The 18,538-nt window shown below is 41.0% G+C and carries 23 protein-coding genes and 1 tRNA gene; 19 read left to right on the forward strand and 5 right to left on the reverse strand.

What is annotated here, in order from left to right; genetic code table 11:
• Window positions 1-192 precede the first annotated feature (192 nt).
• The 10 genes from A3G3_RS13175 (at window position 193) to A3G3_RS0104500 (ending at window position 8,176) form a co-directional block, all read left to right on the forward strand.
• Window positions 193-786 carry a phage tail sheath protein gene (locus tag A3G3_RS13175; protein WP_019519341.1) on the forward strand — a complete coding sequence of 198 codons (594 nt, stop codon included), beginning with the start codon at window positions 193-195 and terminating at the stop codon, window positions 784-786.
• 13 nt (window positions 787-799) lie between these two features.
• Entirely contained in the window at window positions 800-1,843 is a 1,044-nt protein-coding gene (locus A3G3_RS0104460) for a hypothetical protein (RefSeq protein ID WP_019519342.1), read from the forward strand.
• A 21-nt stretch (window positions 1,844-1,864) separates the two neighbouring features.
• Complete coding sequence (locus A3G3_RS0104465) at window positions 1,865-2,473, forward strand: phage tail sheath C-terminal domain-containing protein (RefSeq protein WP_019519343.1); 609 nt, start codon at window positions 1,865-1,867, stop codon at window positions 2,471-2,473.
• Between the two features lie 75 nt (window positions 2,474-2,548).
• On the forward strand, window positions 2,549-3,064 hold the full coding sequence (locus tag A3G3_RS0104470; protein ID WP_019519344.1) for a phage major tail tube protein: 516 nt from the start codon (window positions 2,549-2,551) through the stop codon (window positions 3,062-3,064).
• A gap of 36 nt (window positions 3,065-3,100) precedes the next feature.
• Window positions 3,101-3,385, forward strand: coding sequence for a phage tail assembly protein (locus A3G3_RS0104475; protein ID WP_019519345.1), 285 nt, complete (start codon window positions 3,101-3,103; stop codon window positions 3,383-3,385).
• Window positions 3,385-3,522, forward strand: a complete 138-nt coding sequence (locus A3G3_RS0104480; protein WP_019519346.1) for a GpE family phage tail protein — start codon at window positions 3,385-3,387, stop codon at window positions 3,520-3,522. Before A3G3_RS0104475 ends, A3G3_RS0104480 begins: the two co-directional genes overlap by 1 nt.
• 41 nt (window positions 3,523-3,563) lie before the next feature.
• Window positions 3,564-6,284 carry a phage tail tape measure protein gene (locus tag A3G3_RS0104485; RefSeq protein ID WP_019519347.1) on the forward strand — a complete coding sequence of 907 codons (2,721 nt, stop codon included), beginning with the start codon at window positions 3,564-3,566 and terminating at the stop codon, window positions 6,282-6,284.
• A 9-nt stretch (window positions 6,285-6,293) separates the two neighbouring features.
• On the forward strand, window positions 6,294-6,710 hold the full coding sequence (locus A3G3_RS0104490; protein ID WP_019519348.1) for a phage tail protein: 417 nt from the start codon (window positions 6,294-6,296) through the stop codon (window positions 6,708-6,710).
• A 9-nt stretch (window positions 6,711-6,719) separates the two neighbouring features.
• Complete coding sequence (locus A3G3_RS0104495) at window positions 6,720-7,826, forward strand: contractile injection system protein, VgrG/Pvc8 family (RefSeq protein ID WP_019519349.1); 1,107 nt, start codon at window positions 6,720-6,722, stop codon at window positions 7,824-7,826.
• 95 nt (window positions 7,827-7,921) lie between these two features.
• Window positions 7,922-8,176, forward strand: a complete 255-nt coding sequence (locus A3G3_RS0104500; RefSeq protein WP_019519350.1) for a hypothetical protein — start codon at window positions 7,922-7,924, stop codon at window positions 8,174-8,176.
• Between the two features lie 189 nt (window positions 8,177-8,365).
• Here A3G3_RS0104500 and A3G3_RS0104505 read toward each other — a convergent pair whose 3' ends face one another.
• From A3G3_RS0104505 to A3G3_RS0104515, 3 genes are all read right to left on the reverse strand, one after another.
• On the reverse strand, window positions 8,366-8,644 hold the full coding sequence (locus tag A3G3_RS0104505) for a hypothetical protein (RefSeq protein ID WP_019519351.1): 279 nt from the start codon (window positions 8,642-8,644) through the stop codon (window positions 8,366-8,368).
• A 213-nt stretch (window positions 8,645-8,857) separates the two neighbouring features.
• On the reverse strand, window positions 8,858-9,145 hold the full coding sequence (locus A3G3_RS14225) for an excalibur calcium-binding domain-containing protein (protein ID WP_019519352.1): 288 nt from the start codon (window positions 9,143-9,145) through the stop codon (window positions 8,858-8,860).
• Window positions 9,146-9,154: 9 nt separating this feature from the next.
• Window positions 9,155-9,502, reverse strand: coding sequence for a hypothetical protein (locus tag A3G3_RS0104515; RefSeq protein ID WP_019519353.1), 348 nt, complete (start codon window positions 9,500-9,502; stop codon window positions 9,155-9,157).
• Between the two features lie 492 nt (window positions 9,503-9,994).
• Here A3G3_RS0104515 and A3G3_RS0104525 point away from each other — a divergent pair, with 492 nt between their 5' ends.
• Window positions 9,995-10,306 (forward strand): hypothetical protein, encoded by a 312-nt coding sequence (locus A3G3_RS0104525; RefSeq protein ID WP_019519355.1) that lies wholly within the window; start codon window positions 9,995-9,997, stop codon window positions 10,304-10,306.
• Window positions 10,307-10,308: 2 nt separating this feature from the next.
• Window positions 10,309-10,536, forward strand: a complete 228-nt coding sequence (locus tag A3G3_RS0104530) for a hypothetical protein (RefSeq protein ID WP_019519356.1) — start codon at window positions 10,309-10,311, stop codon at window positions 10,534-10,536.
• A gap of 115 nt (window positions 10,537-10,651) precedes the next feature.
• Here A3G3_RS0104530 and A3G3_RS13180 read toward each other — a convergent pair whose 3' ends face one another.
• Complete coding sequence (locus A3G3_RS13180) at window positions 10,652-10,993, reverse strand: helix-turn-helix domain-containing protein (RefSeq protein WP_019519357.1); 342 nt, start codon at window positions 10,991-10,993, stop codon at window positions 10,652-10,654.
• A gap of 112 nt (window positions 10,994-11,105) precedes the next feature.
• On the opposite strand from A3G3_RS13180, the gene A3G3_RS0104540 reads away from it, so the two are divergent.
• From A3G3_RS0104540 to A3G3_RS0104560, 6 genes are all read left to right on the forward strand, one after another.
• Complete coding sequence (locus A3G3_RS0104540; RefSeq protein ID WP_019519358.1) at window positions 11,106-11,318, forward strand: hypothetical protein; 213 nt, start codon at window positions 11,106-11,108, stop codon at window positions 11,316-11,318.
• Window positions 11,311-11,541 carry a hypothetical protein gene (locus tag A3G3_RS0104545; protein WP_019519359.1) on the forward strand — a complete coding sequence of 77 codons (231 nt, stop codon included), beginning with the start codon at window positions 11,311-11,313 and terminating at the stop codon, window positions 11,539-11,541. Before A3G3_RS0104540 ends, A3G3_RS0104545 begins: the two co-directional genes overlap by 8 nt.
• Window positions 11,542-11,552: 11 nt before the next feature.
• On the forward strand, window positions 11,553-11,771 hold the full coding sequence (locus A3G3_RS14475; RefSeq protein ID WP_156802095.1) for an ogr/Delta-like zinc finger family protein: 219 nt from the start codon (window positions 11,553-11,555) through the stop codon (window positions 11,769-11,771).
• Between the two features lie 9 nt (window positions 11,772-11,780).
• On the forward strand, window positions 11,781-14,438 hold the full coding sequence (locus A3G3_RS0104550) for a toprim domain-containing protein (protein WP_019519360.1): 2,658 nt from the start codon (window positions 11,781-11,783) through the stop codon (window positions 14,436-14,438).
• A gap of 22 nt (window positions 14,439-14,460) precedes the next feature.
• Window positions 14,461-14,730: a hypothetical protein gene (locus tag A3G3_RS0104555; RefSeq protein WP_019519361.1), complete on the forward strand. Its 270-nt coding sequence runs from the start codon at window positions 14,461-14,463 to the stop codon at window positions 14,728-14,730.
• Window positions 14,731-15,068: 338 nt separating this feature from the next.
• Window positions 15,069-16,232 carry an Arm DNA-binding domain-containing protein gene (locus A3G3_RS0104560; protein WP_019519362.1) on the forward strand — a complete coding sequence of 388 codons (1,164 nt, stop codon included), beginning with the start codon at window positions 15,069-15,071 and terminating at the stop codon, window positions 16,230-16,232.
• A 201-nt stretch (window positions 16,233-16,433) separates the two neighbouring features.
• On the opposite strand, the gene A3G3_RS0104565 is transcribed toward A3G3_RS0104560, so the two are convergent.
• A tRNA-Leu gene (locus tag A3G3_RS0104565) sits at window positions 16,434-16,518 on the reverse strand.
• 310 nt (window positions 16,519-16,828) lie between these two features.
• On the opposite strand from A3G3_RS0104565, the gene A3G3_RS0104575 reads away from it, so the two are divergent.
• Window positions 16,829-18,526, forward strand: coding sequence for an alpha/beta hydrolase family protein (locus A3G3_RS0104575; protein ID WP_019519364.1), 1,698 nt, complete (start codon window positions 16,829-16,831; stop codon window positions 18,524-18,526).
• The last annotated feature ends 12 nt before the right edge of the window (window positions 18,527-18,538 follow it).

Consider the following 18,538-nt stretch of genomic DNA (forward strand, 5'->3'; position numbering starts at 1 on the left):
TTCGTTAATGACTCGTACTATGGTGCTTATCCAAATATGCTAACTGAACAACAAAAAAACCATCAACGTTGGATTGTTATTTTACCAAATGAAGATTATTCGGTTATTACTGCTGGTAAAGAAATGAGAAAATATGATTTAAATATTCATATTTCTAAAAAATAATTTTTAATCCCAAAAAAAGGAAAAACTATGGCAACCTACCATCACGGCATAACCGCCCAAGAACTCACGCAAGGCATCTTACCCATGCGTAACGCAACCACGTCCGTTATCGGCGTGATTACCACATCTGCCGATGCCGACAAAACCCACTTTCCAGACAACACCCCAGTGTTACTGACAGGCATTACCAAAACCGACATCACAAAAGCTGGCACAGACGGCACGCTCGTCCATGTATTACAGCAAATTCGTGATATCCACAGCCCAACCATTGTCGTATTAAACGTTATCAATCCTGATGATGTAGATGTACTAGATATTTTAGAAGCCACCAAATCACGACTTGGCGTATACGTGAATATTCTATCCGCCCCAGCTTTAGACACCCCAAAAATGGTACGAAAAATGCTCGCTTTGGCAAAGAAAAATGATATGTTTGTCTACGCCTCGCCTCGCAAAGATAACGGCGATTTGATAACGGATAAAGCCGAAATTGTGGCATATCGAGATACCTTTGGCGAGCGTGAATTGCATTTGATTGAAGGTTTGTGGGGTGAGCCTGACGCCAAGACAACTGCCGATGCTAACAAGCCAAAACCAAGCTATGCCAGCATTCCTTAATTCTGGAGAAAACATGAGCGTATTAATTAAAGTAAGCGGTTTAGTCAATGGTGAACAGCTAGACACGCCTAAGATTGTTAAACCGATATTTACTAGCGGTGATGACAACATAGATTGTACAATACTGCTAACACAAACTGCTTTTTTCTTTAAACATGAAACAGTTATAGGTGAAACAGAACCAGTCTCTGCTAATCCAAACAGCATCGTCGGTATGATAGTTGGTGAATTTCGTAATGGAAAACTGTTGTGCAATAAACACAATGCACAAAATCAGCCTGACACCTATCCGCCAGAAACAAAATTTAGCAAAACTTACGACACAATCAATCAACCCACCCAACTTCATGTGCATAAAATGCAAAAAAAGGAGCTAAAAGGGGCAAGCGATGCGTATGATATCATCAAAACATGGCTAAATCATGATGTGCAACTTGAACAAGACGGATATACATTAGCAGTCGATGACGGTCAAAAAATCACTTTTTACGCAGATTATTATTACAAAAAAAATGCCGAAACCGAAAAACTGGAAGCAGAATTATTTGGCAAGCCTGTCAATGATAGCACAGAGCCAACGGCTATCCAGTGTACACCAAGCAGTATTGACGTAGACAATACGCAAGCTGTTGCAGAAGGTACTTATAGTCTAAAAATACAGGTCAATGATAAAGAACCACAGATTTTTACTCAAAAATCCAGTGATAATCCAAGCAATCTTGTCACACCTGCCAAAATATTGCTACGAATGCTACAAAATTTAGAAAATGTTTGTGTTAGTGGATCAGGCGGTGAGCATTGGATTGCTCCACCGATTACAGGCAGTATTTTACATAACACGCAAGAGTCGATTACGGTTGGGGGGATTACGAAGATAATCGCTATAGAAAAGAGTGAGCCAATTTTTTATCCTGACTTTGTTCGTGAAGAACAAAACCGCCTAACTCTAAGCTCTGCCAATGACGGTAATTTAGACTTATTTCAATATTTACCTCATGACGGACAAGATGAAATCGTGCTACATTCTTGTTCTGTTAGCCATTTTGGCGGTGAATAGCCATTTTTACAAGGAAAATTTATGAAAAACCTAAAAACCCAAACCTCTGCCATCGCTTGTGCAGTTGCCTTGCGAGCGTTGATTGATGACACCTATCCTGCGAGCTTTACCAAATCCATCAGCAACGTGCCGATTCCCACCGCTAGCGGTATCGTCCACCCACGCACATGGAGCTTAACCGACCCTAATACTGAAGTCGGCTACTTAAATGCCAACGAAGTAACAAGTCTTATCCAACATGAAGGCTTTCGTTTTTGGGGCAACCGAACCACGAGTAGCGAACCACGTTTTGCTTTTGAAACGGTCGTGCGTTCCGCCCAGTTTTTAAAACGCACCATTGCAGACGGCTGTTTCCCCTTTATTGACAAGCCACTCACGCCGATTTTGGCACGAGACATCATCGACAGCATCAATGCCAAAGTGCGTGCTTTGGTGTCAAAAGGCTTATTTATTGGGGCAAATTGTTGGTATGACGAAGCTGAGAACAATCCGCAAGACTTATCCCAAGGCATCTTATATATTGATTATGAATATACGCCTGTGCCAACGCTTGAGAATTTGCATTTAAATCAACGTATTACCGACCGTTATTTGGTGGATTTTAGCAAACTTATCGCCCAATCAGCATAAAAGGTGGGTTAACGTAACCCACCATTGACAACCATTTGTAGGGGCGTATCGCATACGCCCATTTAAGGAAAAATCATGGCAAAACAACTACCGTCCACTCTAAAAAACTTTAACGTCTTTGTCAATGGCGACAGCTATGCAGGGACGGCAAAAACCATTGAACTACCCACCATTACCAAAAAAATTGAAGACATCCGCACCGCAGGGATGTTAGGCGATGTCGGCTTGGACATGGGTTTTGAAAAAATGGAAATGACGGTCAATTACATCGGTGTGGATAGCCGACATTTTGACCAGTTGTCATTTTGTGGTGTGAACAATTTACCAATCCGCTACATCGGAGCGTACGAACGCCAAGACACTTGCACTTATGTCACACGAGATATTTATATGCGTGGTGGCTTGACGGAGCTTGCTTTGGGCGAAATGGAGCTAGGCTCTATCAACGAGCAGGAGTTGGTGTACAACGTCAGCTATATCCGTGTAGTTGATGACGGCGTGGAACTGCTAGAACTTGACCTTGTCAATGGCATTTACAAAGTCGGCGGTATTGATAAAACCAGTCGTATCAATGCGTTATTAGGTTTGTAATACCGTCAATTATTTAAACAATCAAAGGAAATTTATATGAAGAATTTAACAAATCCACATTCAAAAACCGTTACCCTAACCACCCCAATTCAGCGTGGCGAAACAACCATTAGCGAAATCACGGTAAACAAGCCAAAAGTCGGTGCATTGCGTGGCTTGTCGCTTGCAGACGTGGTCAAAATGGAAACAGATACCATGTTAAAATTAATCCCTCGTGTTACCACCCCTGCTTTGGCGGAACATGAAGTATCCGATATGGACTTACCAGATTATACCGCAGTAACAACGGAAATCATCAATTTTTTCGCACCGACAGCCTAATGCCATCAGATGTGGAAAATATCATCGCAGACTTGGCGGTCGTGTTTCATTGGTCGCATGATGTTTGTGATGATATGGACTTAACAGAAATGATGATGTGGCATGATAAGGCTAAAAAACGTTCGGAAACAAAATAAAAGGGGTTATGCCCCTTTTTTTTAACCTTTTGGATTAAATTATGGCAAACTTAAATTTATCCGCAACGCTTGAATTGGTTGATAAAATATCAGCACCATTGCAAGGATTACTCATTCAAACAGAGCGACTGGAGCGAGCCTTTGACAGTAGCACCCGCCAAGTAGAACAATTTGAACGCAGTTTGGCACAAATCAATCGTGGTGGATTAAACCAGTTAAACACACCCTTGCAACGCACCAATTCAACTTTTACCACCATTCGCCAAAATGTTCGTGGCTTGGCAAGTGATGTAAAATTGGTTTTTGGGGCATTAACTGCCGTCCACAAAAAAGCGGATAATTTAGCCAAATCTTTTGCCAATACTCGCAAAGAATTACGCCAACAAGCAGTTGGTAGTATGATGAAAATGGGCGGTACAGCCATGCTCGGCTATCAGATGCTCCAACCTGCCATTGCTTTTGACAAACAAATGTCAGCAACACAAGCCGTTTTAGAGCTTAGCAAAGGCTCAGCAGAATTAGAAATGCTCCGCAATCAAGCCATTAGCGAAGGGGCAAGGTCGGCATTCTCGGCAACACAGGCAGCACAAGCACAGTACGAACTTGGGGCAGCAGGATTTACCACCAAGCAAGTCTATGACTCATTGGGTGGGACGCTGGATTTGGCTGCAGCAGGGCAATTAGAAGTGTCTCGTGCTGCCGAAATTGCAGGAGGTATTTTAAACGGCTTTGGCATGGAAGCAGGACAAGTTGGCAAACTTGGCGATGTCATGGTCGCCACCGCCAACAAAACATCGGTCAGCATTGAAGATTTAGGCGAGTCCATGAAAATCACGGCTCCTGTTGCCAAAATGTTCGGTGCAACGGTAGAACAGACTCATGCCATGATAGGCTTGTTAGGCAATGTCGGCATCAAAGGCACAGATGCAGGAACAGGTGTTAAAGCAATTTTAGCAAGACTTGCCACTTTGCCAAAACCTGCCATGAAAGCACTGGATAAAATCAAAATCAATCCAGTTAATAAAGACGGCACGATGAAAGATGTCGGTGATTTGTTAAATGAAATTAGAATAAAAACGCAACATTTAAGTGCTGATGAACGCATGGATATTTTCAAAGGACTGGCAGGGCAGGAGCATTTTAGCAAACTTGAACCTTTGATTGCATCAACAGGCGTGTTAGATGAGAAAACAGGCAAAGTTGTCAATAAATTTAAAGAATTAACTGAACAATTAAAAAATTCGGACGGACTTGCCAAAAAAGTTGCCGATATTCAAATGGATAACTTAGCAGGGGATATTGACCAGTTAAAAGGGGCGTGGGAGTCGCTATCTATCACGCTTGGCGGTGAAAATGGTGTCATGAACGCATCGTTACGTCAGCTGGTGCAGACCATTACCGACATGATAAATAAGGTAACAGATTGGGCAAAAGCAAACCCAGAGTTGGTAAAAACCATTGGTAGTCTTGCCTTAAAGTTTATCAAGCTCAATGTGGCGTTATGGAGTATCAAATACGGCTTTGCTCTTGTGTTTGGGACATTTTTTAGTATGCTTGCAGGGTTTATCAAATTTGGGGCGGTGATGATGATAACTAACGCCATTTTAGCCAAATTTGGTTTAGGGTTTGGGAAAAGATTGCGATTAATGGCACAAGGTGCAATGATGTTTGGTAAATATTTTAGCCAAGCCTTTGTATTTTTGGCAAAAAATTCTATTCCTTTTGTTATTACTGCTTTACGCACCTTGTCGGTGGCACTCGTTACCACGCCTATCGGTTGGGCGATTATGGCGATTGCGGTGGCAGGGTTACTCATTATCAAATATTGGCAACCTGTCAAAGCATTTTTTAGTGGACTTTGGCAAGGATTTTTGCAAGGGTTAGCCCCCTTAATGACAGCAATTAACCAAGTAAAATTTATCCTAGCGACAACCTTTGCCCCGTTAAAACCTGTATTAGATATGGTCGTAGCTGGTATTCAATGGCTTGCAGGGGCGTTTATGTGGCTTATCACACCTGCTCAGACAAGCAAAGCCCAATTAGACAGCTTTAGAAATTCTGGCAGTCAAGTTGGGTTTGTACTTGGTACGTTGGTTAGCTTGATTGGACAAGTGGTCGCAGGTTTGGTGGGGGCGTTGGCGTTAGGCTTTCAAATGGTGGGTACAGCGATTGGTACGTTTGTTGCTATGGTGCAAGCCCATGGTGGAGCAGTATTAGCATATATGGCGAGTTTTCCTGCTCGTATGCTGGCTTTTTTTGCAGGATTGCCAAGCCAAATGATGGCTATCGGCGGACATATTATTGACGGTTTAAAAAATGGTATCATGGGTCGAGTCGGTAGTGTTTTGTCAAGCATTCAATCCGTTGCTAGCCGTATCAAATCCGCCTTTACCTCAGCCATGAGCATTCATAGCCCAAGCCGAGTGTTTGCAGGATACGGCGACTTTATCATGCAAGGCTTACATAACGGACTTATGGCAAATGACAGCCCAATTTCTGCCATGACCGCCACATCGAACCAACTAAAACAAGCCCTAGACACCTCACAAATACACTTTGGCAAAAGCAGTCCAATCACCGCCCAAAGTCTAGCGACAGGCACAGCAACACAGGCAACCGCACCGATTAACATCAACATATACCCAACGCCCAACCAATCCCCAAGCGACATCGCAAGCCTAGTCGCCCAAGAAATCGCCAAAATGGGACTGGGAAAGCAAACCAACAACACCGCACTTTACGACCACGCACAGATGTGGTAAGGATAAACTATGATTTTATCACTTGGACAATTTGTATTTAACACAGACAGTCTAACATTTGCTGAATTGCAACGCTCACGCACATGGGACTTTGGCAAAAATGATATCGCACAAGGTCGCCCACAGTACCAGTTTACAGGCGTTGGCGAAGAAACCATTACCATACCATTTTTAATCTACCAAGAACACGGCTTTGGCAAAAACCAATCCATAGACGACCTAGCTCAAATGGCAGATACAGGCGGTGGCTATGTACTGATAGACGGTACAGGCTATATTTATGGGGTGTTCGCCATTGCCACTATTGATGACAAACGTTCGTATTTGGATTTTTATGGACAGCCCAAAAAAATTGATGGCACATTAAAATTAATCCGAGTAGATGATAGCCGTATTGTTGCTGATAAAAAACCAACCAATGCATAAGGAAAAACCATGCTACGCACACCACAAATCCGCCTAACCGCTGATAACAAACCCTTATCAGACGAAATCATGGCACGCCTAATCAGCCTAACAATCACCGACAACAAATCAGGCGAAGCAGACGAAATCACCCTAACCCTAGACGACCACGACAGTAAACTCGCCCTACCCAAAAGGGGTGTAATTTTGCAATGCTATCTAGGTTTTCGTGATATGTCAGGCGACACAGGCTTGATAGACATGGGCAAATACACCGTAGACAGCGTAGAATGGGGCGGAACGCCTGAAACCATTACCGTCAAAGCCAAATCTGCGGACATGAAAAATAGTCTAAAACAAGGTAGAAATATCAGCTATCATGACAAAACCTTTGGACAAATCGCAAGCGACATCGCAACCAGAAACGACCTAGAACTTGCCATTAATAGCGACATTGCCAACATCAAAATCAGCCACCTAGACCAAACTGACGAGAGCGACCTAAACCTACTCACACGCCTAAGTTGGCACTATGGGGCAGTTATGAATATCAAACAAGGCAAACTACTCATCTACCGTCCTTACCAAAATGTCAGCGTAACAGGACAGCCATTAAGCATCACTACCATCACCAGAAGCAAAGGAGATAGCTTTCGCTATAGCGTTGAAGACCGCCAATCAGACACCGACAACGTACAAGCAAGCTATACCGACACCAAAAAAGCCAAAAAACAAACCGTCCAAACCAACCCAAACGGTAAAAAAACCAAAGCCCTAAAAGGCAACTTTAAAGACAAACAATCAGCCGAACAAGCCGTCCATGCCGAACAAAACCGCATTATCAATACCCAAGCCAAATTCAACATCAACCTTGCCACCGCCTATCCTGCAGTAACGACTGAAGGCCCCATTCAACTTGAAGGGTTTAAGTCTGAGATAGATGCACTCAAATGGACCGTAGAAAAAGCTACCCATAGCTACAGTCGCAGTCAAGGCTTAACCACGCAACTAGAGCTAGTTGCGACCTTAAGCACACGAACAGAAAAAATAGCAAACAAAAAACGCTCCAAGCAAAACACCAAAAAACGAAAAACCAAAGTAGCCCAAAAACGAGCAAAAAAACAAGTAAAAAAATAAATAAAAATTGATAAAAATGCTTGCTATACAGGGAGAACAGAGCGATACTGTGTTTCATCAAATATTGATTAACCAACTGATTTAAAAGGTTTTTTATGTTAAATATATCTCAATGTGCAACATTAGCAAAAAAATACAACGTCGTTGATTTTGACCGACACAATCCTAATAAGACTATCTGGTTTCGTGGCGTGAAGGGCTATTATATTATTGTCAAAGAATATCCTGAATTTAGCGTCTTTACCGTATGGGAAGATGATGACTGCGATAACATAATAGATAATATCAAAATAGATAGCGAAGAAAAATTTAATGAATGTTTGAAAAAATATGCACTTATCGCACAATAATCTCATAACAAAACCCCAATATTTTGGGGTTTTGCTTTAAAAAAAATTGTCATAATTGGCAATAATATGCTATAATAACCTAGCTTGGGTGGGTGGAAATAAGGCTTGCCAAATACCCACCGCTATTTTGTTTTCCGATAGATTTCAGCCCCAAGTAAAAAGCCCTTGTGTTTGCAAGGGCTTTTTTTGTTATTGATAATCATAATCCGACTGCGTGGCTAAAATCGCTAAAACATCGTCCATATTGTCGGCGGTAAATTCTTTTAAAACGGTGTATTCAAAGTCGTCTGTTTCATCATAATAGGTGTATTCTTGCAGTTTTAAGGTTACGATACCGTCATTCAAAATCAATGTCCACTCGCCGACTGGGTGGCTAATGCCCCACATACTGACTTCGTCATTTCCTAAAACATATTTGCCAAATTGGCTGTTCATCAAATCGGTGTCTAGTTGGTTAAATGTTAGCATATCTGCGTACCTTTTGTTAAGTTTTATTTAAAACAATATATTGTTAATATTGCCTTTCGTTGGACACAGTATCACTCTGTTTAACACACATAGCAAGCATTATTTTTAAGTTTTTGTAAATTTATTTTTTATTTTTTTATTGACTTCTGACAGTTTTTGAGAATAAAAAAACCGTTTAAATCATCAAATTTAAACGGTTTTTGTTGTATGATTTTAAAAAGGGTTGTTAGTGGTGGTCGTTTTATTTAGCGTTTTTTTGCTATACTTTTTAGCTGATTTTTTAGACTTTTTGGATTTATTGGATTTTGCTTTTTTACCACCAACATTATTTTCACAAGCGATACCGTCATGGTCTCGGTCAAGATTTTTTGCACCATGTTTGTTAAAATAGGCTTGGGCTTCTGCTTGAGTTGAAAATGACTTGCAAGATACAGCAGAAGCAGAAGTAGAAAATAGCGACAGACTAAAAAGACTGGCGATTAAAAGGGTAAATTTTTTCATGTGATTACCTTAAGCCCACTGGCTAAGTTCTTGGACAATGTCATCATAAGTGTGTAATTTTTCACCGTCAGGCATAGCCTGTAAAAAGATAACACTACTTGCTAAAAATGCTTTTGGAGCATTGCTTAAAAAACAATACGCTGAAATAGTAATTTTACCGTCTTTAGCAGTTACTTTGCTAACATTGATTTCACGCTCAGAGATTTCACCTTTACTATTTTTATAAGCCATTAAATAATCAACTCGACCGCTTTCAGGTTTCTTTTTCTTTTTTACCTTGACAAAAGGACTTAAACTTAATGCGTCCAATCGTTCATTGATTTCATCAAGTTTGTGTAAGATTAGCTGACTATCCATAAAATTCTCTGATTGTTAAAATGCTAACAAAATAAATTGCTTGCAATTTAACAAAAAACACTTGCAATGTCAAATTTTTTATTTTAATATATAAATACGAAAGGCAAAAAATCCCTTTCTCAGGCGTCGAAACCTGTTTTACAAAAGCGGTATTTCCGCACCCGACAGCATTAGCGGTTTTTTTATGTCCAAAATTTAACCATTGTTAAATTTTGCCGAATCTATTATAATCCTTATGCCGACAGGACGGAGAATACAAGACCCCAATTCTTTTTAAGATAGGGGAAATAATCCTGCCGTTTCTTTTGTAGCGGTTTCGAACCTGTTGGCACCCTAATTTTTATAAAATAGGGTAAAAAACTTCGAAAATTTTACAAAAGGTGTTCCCATGAACAAATTTTTTCACATTTTAGGCGATTTTATCGCACTTATCTGTTGTCTTGCACTGCCGACCGTGTTACTATTTCTAGAACCAATCGCAGGGGGTGCAGTATGACCACACCAACCAAACCAAAACTCCCCATTTCTCGTTACAACCTTGCTGGCAAACGTCGCATGGTGATTTACCTAACCGACCTTGCAGAATACAGCCAAATTAATCACAGCATATTGCATCAAGCACTTCTTGATAGCCAGCTTCGTGAAAACACCGATTGGGTGTTTAATCCCAAAACCAAGGACATCGCCTTGAGTCTAGCGTCCGCCCAAGCCATTGTATTAACCAGTAATCATAGGGCAAACACGGACAAAACATCAGCGTGGCACACATGGCACGCTATCATAGACTATATTCAAGGAATTTAACAATGTTACAACATCACATTAACGAACTAAACCACACTTGCCAAGAACTCGATCGTATTAGAGCTTATGTCCGTACCTTTGCCCACCTAGCCGAACGTGAAGAAGGGGCGATGATTGAACTAGATGCCGAAAGTTTTGATATCGCTATGAGTGATGTGGCAAACACGATTGCCGTCGCCCAATTTCAACTAAAAACGCTTGGCAAGGCATTAGAAGCATTCAATCGTTAATTTTTATTTCTCAATCAAAAAAAATGGGGTGTAATCAAATTTACGCCCCATTTTTTTGCTTGTTAGATATCATTATCTGTGATGTGGATAACTTTGTGCATAACTTATACAAAAGTCATAAGCTATTAAACGCCTTTGCCAATTTCATCAGACTATTTTTATCTTTTGACTCACGATATAGAGCAAGCCAATCCTGCTCATGGCTGGTTAAAATCACTTCCCCATCAGACGGTTCTCTTTCACCAGTCAACAAATAAATCACATCAAACCCCATGTTATAAAACCCCAAAATCGCCTGTAAGGTCGGCACACGCTCGCCATTTTCATAGCGAGAATAGGTGGTCTGGGTAATCCCTGCCTGACTACTGGCTTGGGCTTGAGTCAGACCAAGCCGTTTACGCTCATCTACCAAGCGATTACCAATAATTTCCATACTAAAATTATTAACAAAAGACATAAAAACCTCTTGATTAACGCCAAATGTTTATGTACAATAGGCGTTGTGTTAAGTTGTAAAATTGCTAACAATCAATTTAGCACACTTTTATTAGAAACGAAAGGAAAACAGTATGCTAAAACTACTTGCTGTGCGTGTACCTGACACCACGCACAAATATATCAAACAAAAAGCCATCACAAACGACCTATCCATGCAAGAATTGATAGGGCAAATTTTGTTGGACTATCAAAAAAATGATAGCGACTATCAACAAAAAATGAACCAATCAGTCACAGATGCCCTAAATGGACTCGCTAACCAACTAGGAGAACATCATGTATAAAAATTGGGACAATGTCAGAGATTATCGGGTATACGGCTATCTTAACCAAAAAGAGCATGACCTGTTAGAACAAGTCATTGACATCACAGGCAAACAAAAAGCTGTCTGCGTGCGAGAGATGATCGTCGCCCAGTCCGAAATCATCATCAACAAGCATAACCAAAAACCAATTAAAAACCAAGCGGTAGAGTATCGGTTTCCCGACCGTTATTTTGCCGTTTAATAAGGAGCGTTATGGGTACAAACACAACCAGTATCAAATGCCCACATTGTGGCTCACGACTAAGAACCAATGGACATAAAAGACAAAGTCTACTTTATAAGAGCATGATTGGTGTTTGTACCAATAATAACTGTTTATTTGTCGCACGCATTGGCGTGGAAATCTACAAAGAAATCCACCCAAGCCTAAACCCCAACCCAAATGTAAAAATCCCCAATAGAACCTCATAAGGAAAACACATGAGTATCAACGACCAAGTGATAACACGCCTGAATCGTGACTATCACTTTAAACAAGTAGGCGAATGGCTAAGAGAAGGCATATGCCCACAATGCAATAAAAAAGAACTCTACACCCACGCCCACAGCCCCAAAGTCGTCAAATGCGGACGGCTCAATAAATGTGGCTATGAAGCCCACGTCAAAGAATTGTACGATGACCTATACAAAGACTGGTCAAAAACCTACCAACGCACCCCACAAAACCCCAACGCTACCGCCGATGCTTATTTAAAAGAAGGGCGTGGCTTAGACATTTCTCTCATCAAAGGCAGTTACAGCCAAGAAAGTTTTTTTGATAATCAAATCAATCAAGGCACCGCAACCGTACGATTTCGCTTGTCAAATGATGGTTTTTGGGAAAGACTAATTGACAAAGCAGACCGCTTTAAGAAAAAAGCCAACATCAAATACGGCTATAAAATCAACGGCAATTGGTGGCAACACCCAAAAAACCCAAAATTTGTACAAGAACTATGGATAGCAGAAGGCATTTTTGATGCCTGTGCCTTAGCAGAACATGGGCTACACACCGTTAGTACCATTAGCTGTGTTAATTTTCCAGAAAACGCCTTATTCAACCTAAAAAGCGAATACGACAAAAACAGACGAGTCTTGCCAAAACTGGTGATTGCTTATGATAATGACAACGCTGGCAGACGTTACACCTTAGACTTTATCGCAAAAGCCGAAAAAATGGGCTTTAAATGCGTATCCGCCCAACCGCCCTACGACAAATACAAAAAATTAGACTGGAACGACCTACACGAAATGGGGCTTTTGACCTCCAGTCACATCAAACAATACCGCTACTATGGCGACCTACTCACCGCCAAAACTGCAAGCGATGCAGGGGTCATTCGTTATTTGCACACACGCCTAAACCAATTTTACTTTGAACACCAAAATCGCACTTATTGGTTTGAACTAGATAACAAAAAATTGGCAAGTTTAACATGGGAAGATGAACTGCAAGACGGCATTGATGAAATGCTTGCCAACAACAAACAAGAAGAAATTGCCAAACTTGCAAAAACCATTGCCCAATCATCAACCACCTACGAGATTTTAAACGCCAAATTAGAAGCCTTATATTTTCAAAGAAACGAAATCACCGATGAAAGTTGGTACTTTGTTAAAGTCACAACCAACAAAGGCGAAAAACAAATCACCGTAACAGGCGACCAACTATCAAGCCCAAGCAAACTCAAACCACGCCTTTTGTCGGTTTTTAGCGGTGTGCTGTGGACAGGCAACGCCATGCAACTGGATATCCTAGCCAAACGCCAAATGGAAGACCTAAAAGAAGTGAAAACCACCGATTTTATTGGCTATTCCAAAGAAAACGGGGCGTATATTTTTAACGACACAGCAGTCAAAGACGGCAAATTTTACCAAAAAAACGCCCACGATTATTTTAAAATCGGACGCACCGAAATCAAATCGCTTGCTAATGACCCCATTTTGCACATCAGCACCGCCCAAGCCGACTTTGGTTGGTGGCACAACTTTCATTATGTGCGTGGCGATTACGGCACGATTGTGTTGGCGTGGTGGCTCGGCTCATATTTTGCCGAACAAATCCGAGCGATTGACCGTAGTTTTCCGTTTTTTGAACTGGTCGGTCAAGCAGGGGCAGGAAAATCACGCTTGCTAGAATTTTGTTGGAAATTAAGCGGACGAGAAGATTATGAAGGCTTTGACCCAAGCAAATCCACCAAAGTCGCCGTATTTCGCAACTTTGCCCAAGTCGCCAACCTGCCTGTAACCTTGATTGAAGGCGACCGCAATGACGAAAACGGCAACAGCAAATACCAAACCTTTGAATGGGACAGCCTAAAAGATGCCTTTAACGGACGGTCAATCCGCTCAAAAGGCGTAAAAAACAACGGCAATGACACTTACTCGCCACCGTTTCGTGCCAGCATCATGATTAGCCAAAACGAAGAAATCCGAGCATCCGAAGCCATGCTGACACGGATTATTCATGTCAAATTAACAAGAGACGGACAAACACTTGCCACAAAACAAATCGTAGACGAGCTTGACCGCTTGCCCCTTGAAATAACTAGCCGATTTATGGCCCATGCACTACGCAATGAACAGGCAATTTTGGCAACTTATCAACAAAAAGTGCGTGAATACGAAGTATTATTTCATCAAAACCACATTACCCACACACGCATAGCGTTAAACCACGCCCAAATTTGTGCCTTGGTGGACTGCTTGCAACAGCATATTTTTGGCAGTTTGATGACCCAAGCCCAAGCCGACAGTGCCAAAAACACCTTGATGAGCATGGCAAAGGCTAGGGTAGAGCGACTGCAAGCCGACCACCCAGAAGTAGAACGGTTTTGGAGCGTGTTTGAATACCTACAAATGTCAAGAAATTATGTCAATCACAAACGAGTAGATGATGAATTAATCGCTATCAATTTAAACCATTTTTACAAAATCGCCAAACTCAATTATCAAGACCTAGCGGACATGACCATGATGAAACGTTTGTTAAAAAACAGCGTGAAATACAAATTTATTGACAGTAACGTCACCGTTCGCAGTAACTTGAACGGATATGACAGCATTAAATGTTGGCTATTTGCAAGACCGACCACTTAACCCCCAACCCTAGGAGTATCACATGGATTTAAACTTTGAAGAACTTCACACTTTGCCAATGGTAAACACCAACAAATACCGTGAAGAAGAATTTGAAATTACCGCCAAAAACTATGAGCCGTCTCATCAGTACCAATGCGAAAATGACCATTATGGGGCAACACCAGCATTATATGTTTACGCATCAAGCTACGACCCAAAGTGTGGCGTTTTTGAAATTTGCGGAACGGTGGTGTATGTTTGCCGAATTTGCAAAAAACCTGTTTATCAATTTGATGACGTGCCGTTTTAAACCAAATAAATAGGGGGATAACATGGCAAAAAGATTATAACCGTCTTATCTCAAAAAGCAACCAGCGAAACAACCGAAAAACAAAACCCAAAAGAAAATAACTTTTTAACAAAACTGAAAACCCAAGGAAAACCCCATGAACATCCAATACCACCCACCTGTAGAAACAGAAATTACTCAATCACTAACAAAATCACCGTGCTGTAACCGTCCTGCTACCGTTTTGTTACCTTTACAAAATCAGTGATAATAATAAAAAAATCAAAGCGTTATCACTGATTTTTTTACCCTGTAACCGATGTTACCTTTTAAAATTTCCACCTAAAATAGGAAAAATTATGCAAAAAATCTCAACAGGCATAGAACCACTCAAAAAGTCAATTCGCATCTGGTGGAAAATTAATGGACAAAGAGAACGAGAAACCCTAGAATTGCCACCAACGCCACAAAACCTAGAACATGCCAAACAAATTGCAGAGATGATAAAAATGCAACTCACACTTGGCACATTTGACCACGCCAAAACCTTTCCCAACTCCAAAAAACGCCCACAAGCATACTTTGGCTATTACATCAACCAATTTTTAAACATAGAACAACACAAAATCGCCCAAGTATCGTTTGACACCTACAAAAGCAAAATAGAACACCATATCAGACCCTACTGGCAACACATCCACATTGCCAAAATCACCACTGCCGACCTAGAAAACTGGATTTATAATATCCTATTAAAAAAACTATCCAGTAAAACCGTCAAAGAAATTCTAATGATATGGCGAAAAATCTACCGCCAATGGGCAAGAAACCAACAATACATCAACGACCCGTCCCAATACATCACCATAAAACAAGCTGACCCAGACGACATCAACCCCTTCACAAAAGAAGAAATACGTACGATACTAGACAACGAAACCGACCCAACCCTAAAAAACCTATGGACAGTCATGTTATGGAGTGGCTTATCAAGCCATGAACTCATGCCACTGGCAGTAACAGACCTAGACCTAGCTAACAAAAGTTTATATGTTAGACGGAGCTATGTCAAAGGAAACTACCGAGTCACCAAAAACAGACGCAGAAAACGCCAAATTGCACTACTACCAAACGTAATCCAAGCACTCAAAAATCAACAAGAAATCGTCAAAAACAACGCCCCAAATACCATTAACATCACTGATAGAGACAACAAAAAAACCAAGCAAGAAACCCTAACATGGCTGTGGTACAACCCCAAAACCAAAAACCACTTCACCCGCTCACAACTAGACCTACGATGGGAAAGCCACCTCAAAAAATGCAAAATCACCTATCGTCCAATCAACAACGGACGACATACCTACGCAAGCCAAGTCTTATCAACAGGGGCAGTGAGTGCAGAATGGCTCGCCAATCAACTAGGACATACCAATACAGAGATGATACACAAACACTATGGCAAATTTATCCCCAAAGACTCAGACCACATCATCAATAACCTAGCAGACAAATTAAAATAAAAACAAAAAAAGCTGTATTCTAATAAGAACACAGCTTTGTATTTCTAGCCCAAACAACAAAAAAGCCTTTTTAACAAAAAAAATGTTAAAAAGGCTTTTCTATCAAATACTTATAAAATCAATTCTTACTATACCTAGCCTATGTATTAGCCCACAGACAATATTAAAATTCACTAAGTTATTGATTTTACTAAAAAAATATGGTGGGGTCGGAGAGACTCGAACTCTCACGGGTCGCCCCGCTGGAACCTAAATCCAGTGCGTCTACCAATTTCGCCACGACCCCAGATAAGTTGTTAAAAACACGCATTTAACTAAAAATTTAAATCATCGTGTCTTTGTGGTTGCTTATTATATAGATTTTTATCGGTTTGGCAAGTGTTTTTTTTATTTTTTTGTAGAATTTGGCGAAATTTTAAAAAAATATTTTATAATCAATCAGTTAAATTTGATAAAAACTTTTGAATTATTGGTTGACATTTTTTAACAAACAGTGCATTATATGATTTAAGTTTACAAGTGTTTTGTAAATGATATCTTTTTTAAACTTTTTACCTAAGTTTTTCCTATTTTTAATTGTTCAAGGATGAATTGTCATGCAAACATTTCGTTTACACACTTTAAGCCTTACAGTTCTTAGCACACTTTTGTTGACTGCTTGTGGCGGTAGTGATGGTGGTAGTAACACAGCCACCACACAAACGCCTGTACCACAAGGGGTGAAATCTTTAAAAACAGGTATGTTGCTAGAACAGTCGACCACGTTTAAAACCTTAACTGCCGAGCAAATTAAACAGGCGAGTGAAGCGATTGAGCCAAACTCTGCCAATGTGATTGGCACGCCAAAATGTGGTGTGAGTGTGCAATATATGCACTACGATACCTTAGATGCCAAAGGGCAACCGACCAATGCGACAGGGGCAGTATTTGTGCCGACAGGCGATGACCCAAGTTGTCAGGGGGAGCGTCCTGTGGTGTTGCACGCTCATGGTACAGCGGTTCAGCAGAATTTTAACTTTGCCGAGGTGGGTAATAAAGACAATGAAGCAGGTCTGCGAGCCACATCAATGGCGAATATTTTTGCAGGGCAAGGTTTTATCGTGATTGCCCCGAACTATGCAGGTTATGATAAATCTAAGCTTAATTATCACCCTTATCTTAATGCTGAGCAACAATCGCACGAAATGGGCGATGCTTTGAAAGCTGGGCGTGAAGTCTTGGCAAAATTAAGCGATAGCAAAGTGAAAGACAATGGCAAATTATTTTTGACAGGGTATTCGCAAGGTGGTCATGTGGCGTTGGCGACAGCACGCTATTTTGAAAAAATCAAAGAGCCTGTTACTGCCTTAATGCCAATGTCGGGACCGTATGCGATGGGGGCGTTCGGTGATGTGGTGTTTGGTGGCAATGTGATGGTGGGCGGGACGTTCTTTGCCCCGTTGATGGCACGTAGTTTCCAAGAGCAATTTGGCAATATTTACCAAAATCCAAGCGATATTTTTGCCCCTGCAAATGCCAATGATATCGTGGGTATGATACCGACACGTTTGCCAAATGCTCAAGCTGATTTGATGTTAACAGGTAAATTACCATTTTCAGCGTTGTTTCAAAGCAATACAGGTAATGCAACTTTAGATGCAATTTCGCCAAAAGAAGCCCGTTTTGGCTTTGGTTTTGACAATCAACATTATTTGTTAAGTAATGCGTTCCGTACTGCTTATTTGGCGGATGTGCAAGCCCATCCTGATTGGTCAATTCCTTATTTTGCTGATGTGCAAACTAAAGGTGCGTCAAGCGTTATCCCTGTGGTTGCGGGCAACCCTGCTAATGGCTTGCGTCAAGCATTAAAAGCCAACGATTTGCGTGCGGTGTTGCCAAAAGCCCCAACCGTGCTATGCGGTGGTAATCAAGACCCGATGGTGTTTTTTGATGTGAATACGTCGTTGACGAATGGTCTGTGGAAAGGGTTATACGGCAAAACTGGCAAGTATCAATTTGGTATGATTGATATGGATATTAGTAACCAAGCAACCCGTCAACGTGATGTATATAGCACGCAAGGTTTGGCAACAACGACCGATAATGCAGTAAAAGCTGAAGCAGAACAAATGCAAAAAGCCTTTAGTCAAGATATCGGTTTGTTAACACAAAAAACCGAAACAGATGCTATCGCAGGTGGTGCTGACCCAATGCAAGCTCAACAACTTGCCACCCAAGCGGTGATGTTAAAATACCACAATATGCTTGCACCGTATTGCATGGCGACGGCTAGAACTTTCTTTCAACAGTTTTAATCGTTGATTTTA

This window comes from Moraxella boevrei DSM 14165, from assembly GCF_000379845.1.
GTDB lineage: Bacteria > Pseudomonadota > Gammaproteobacteria > Pseudomonadales > Moraxellaceae > Faucicola > Faucicola boevrei.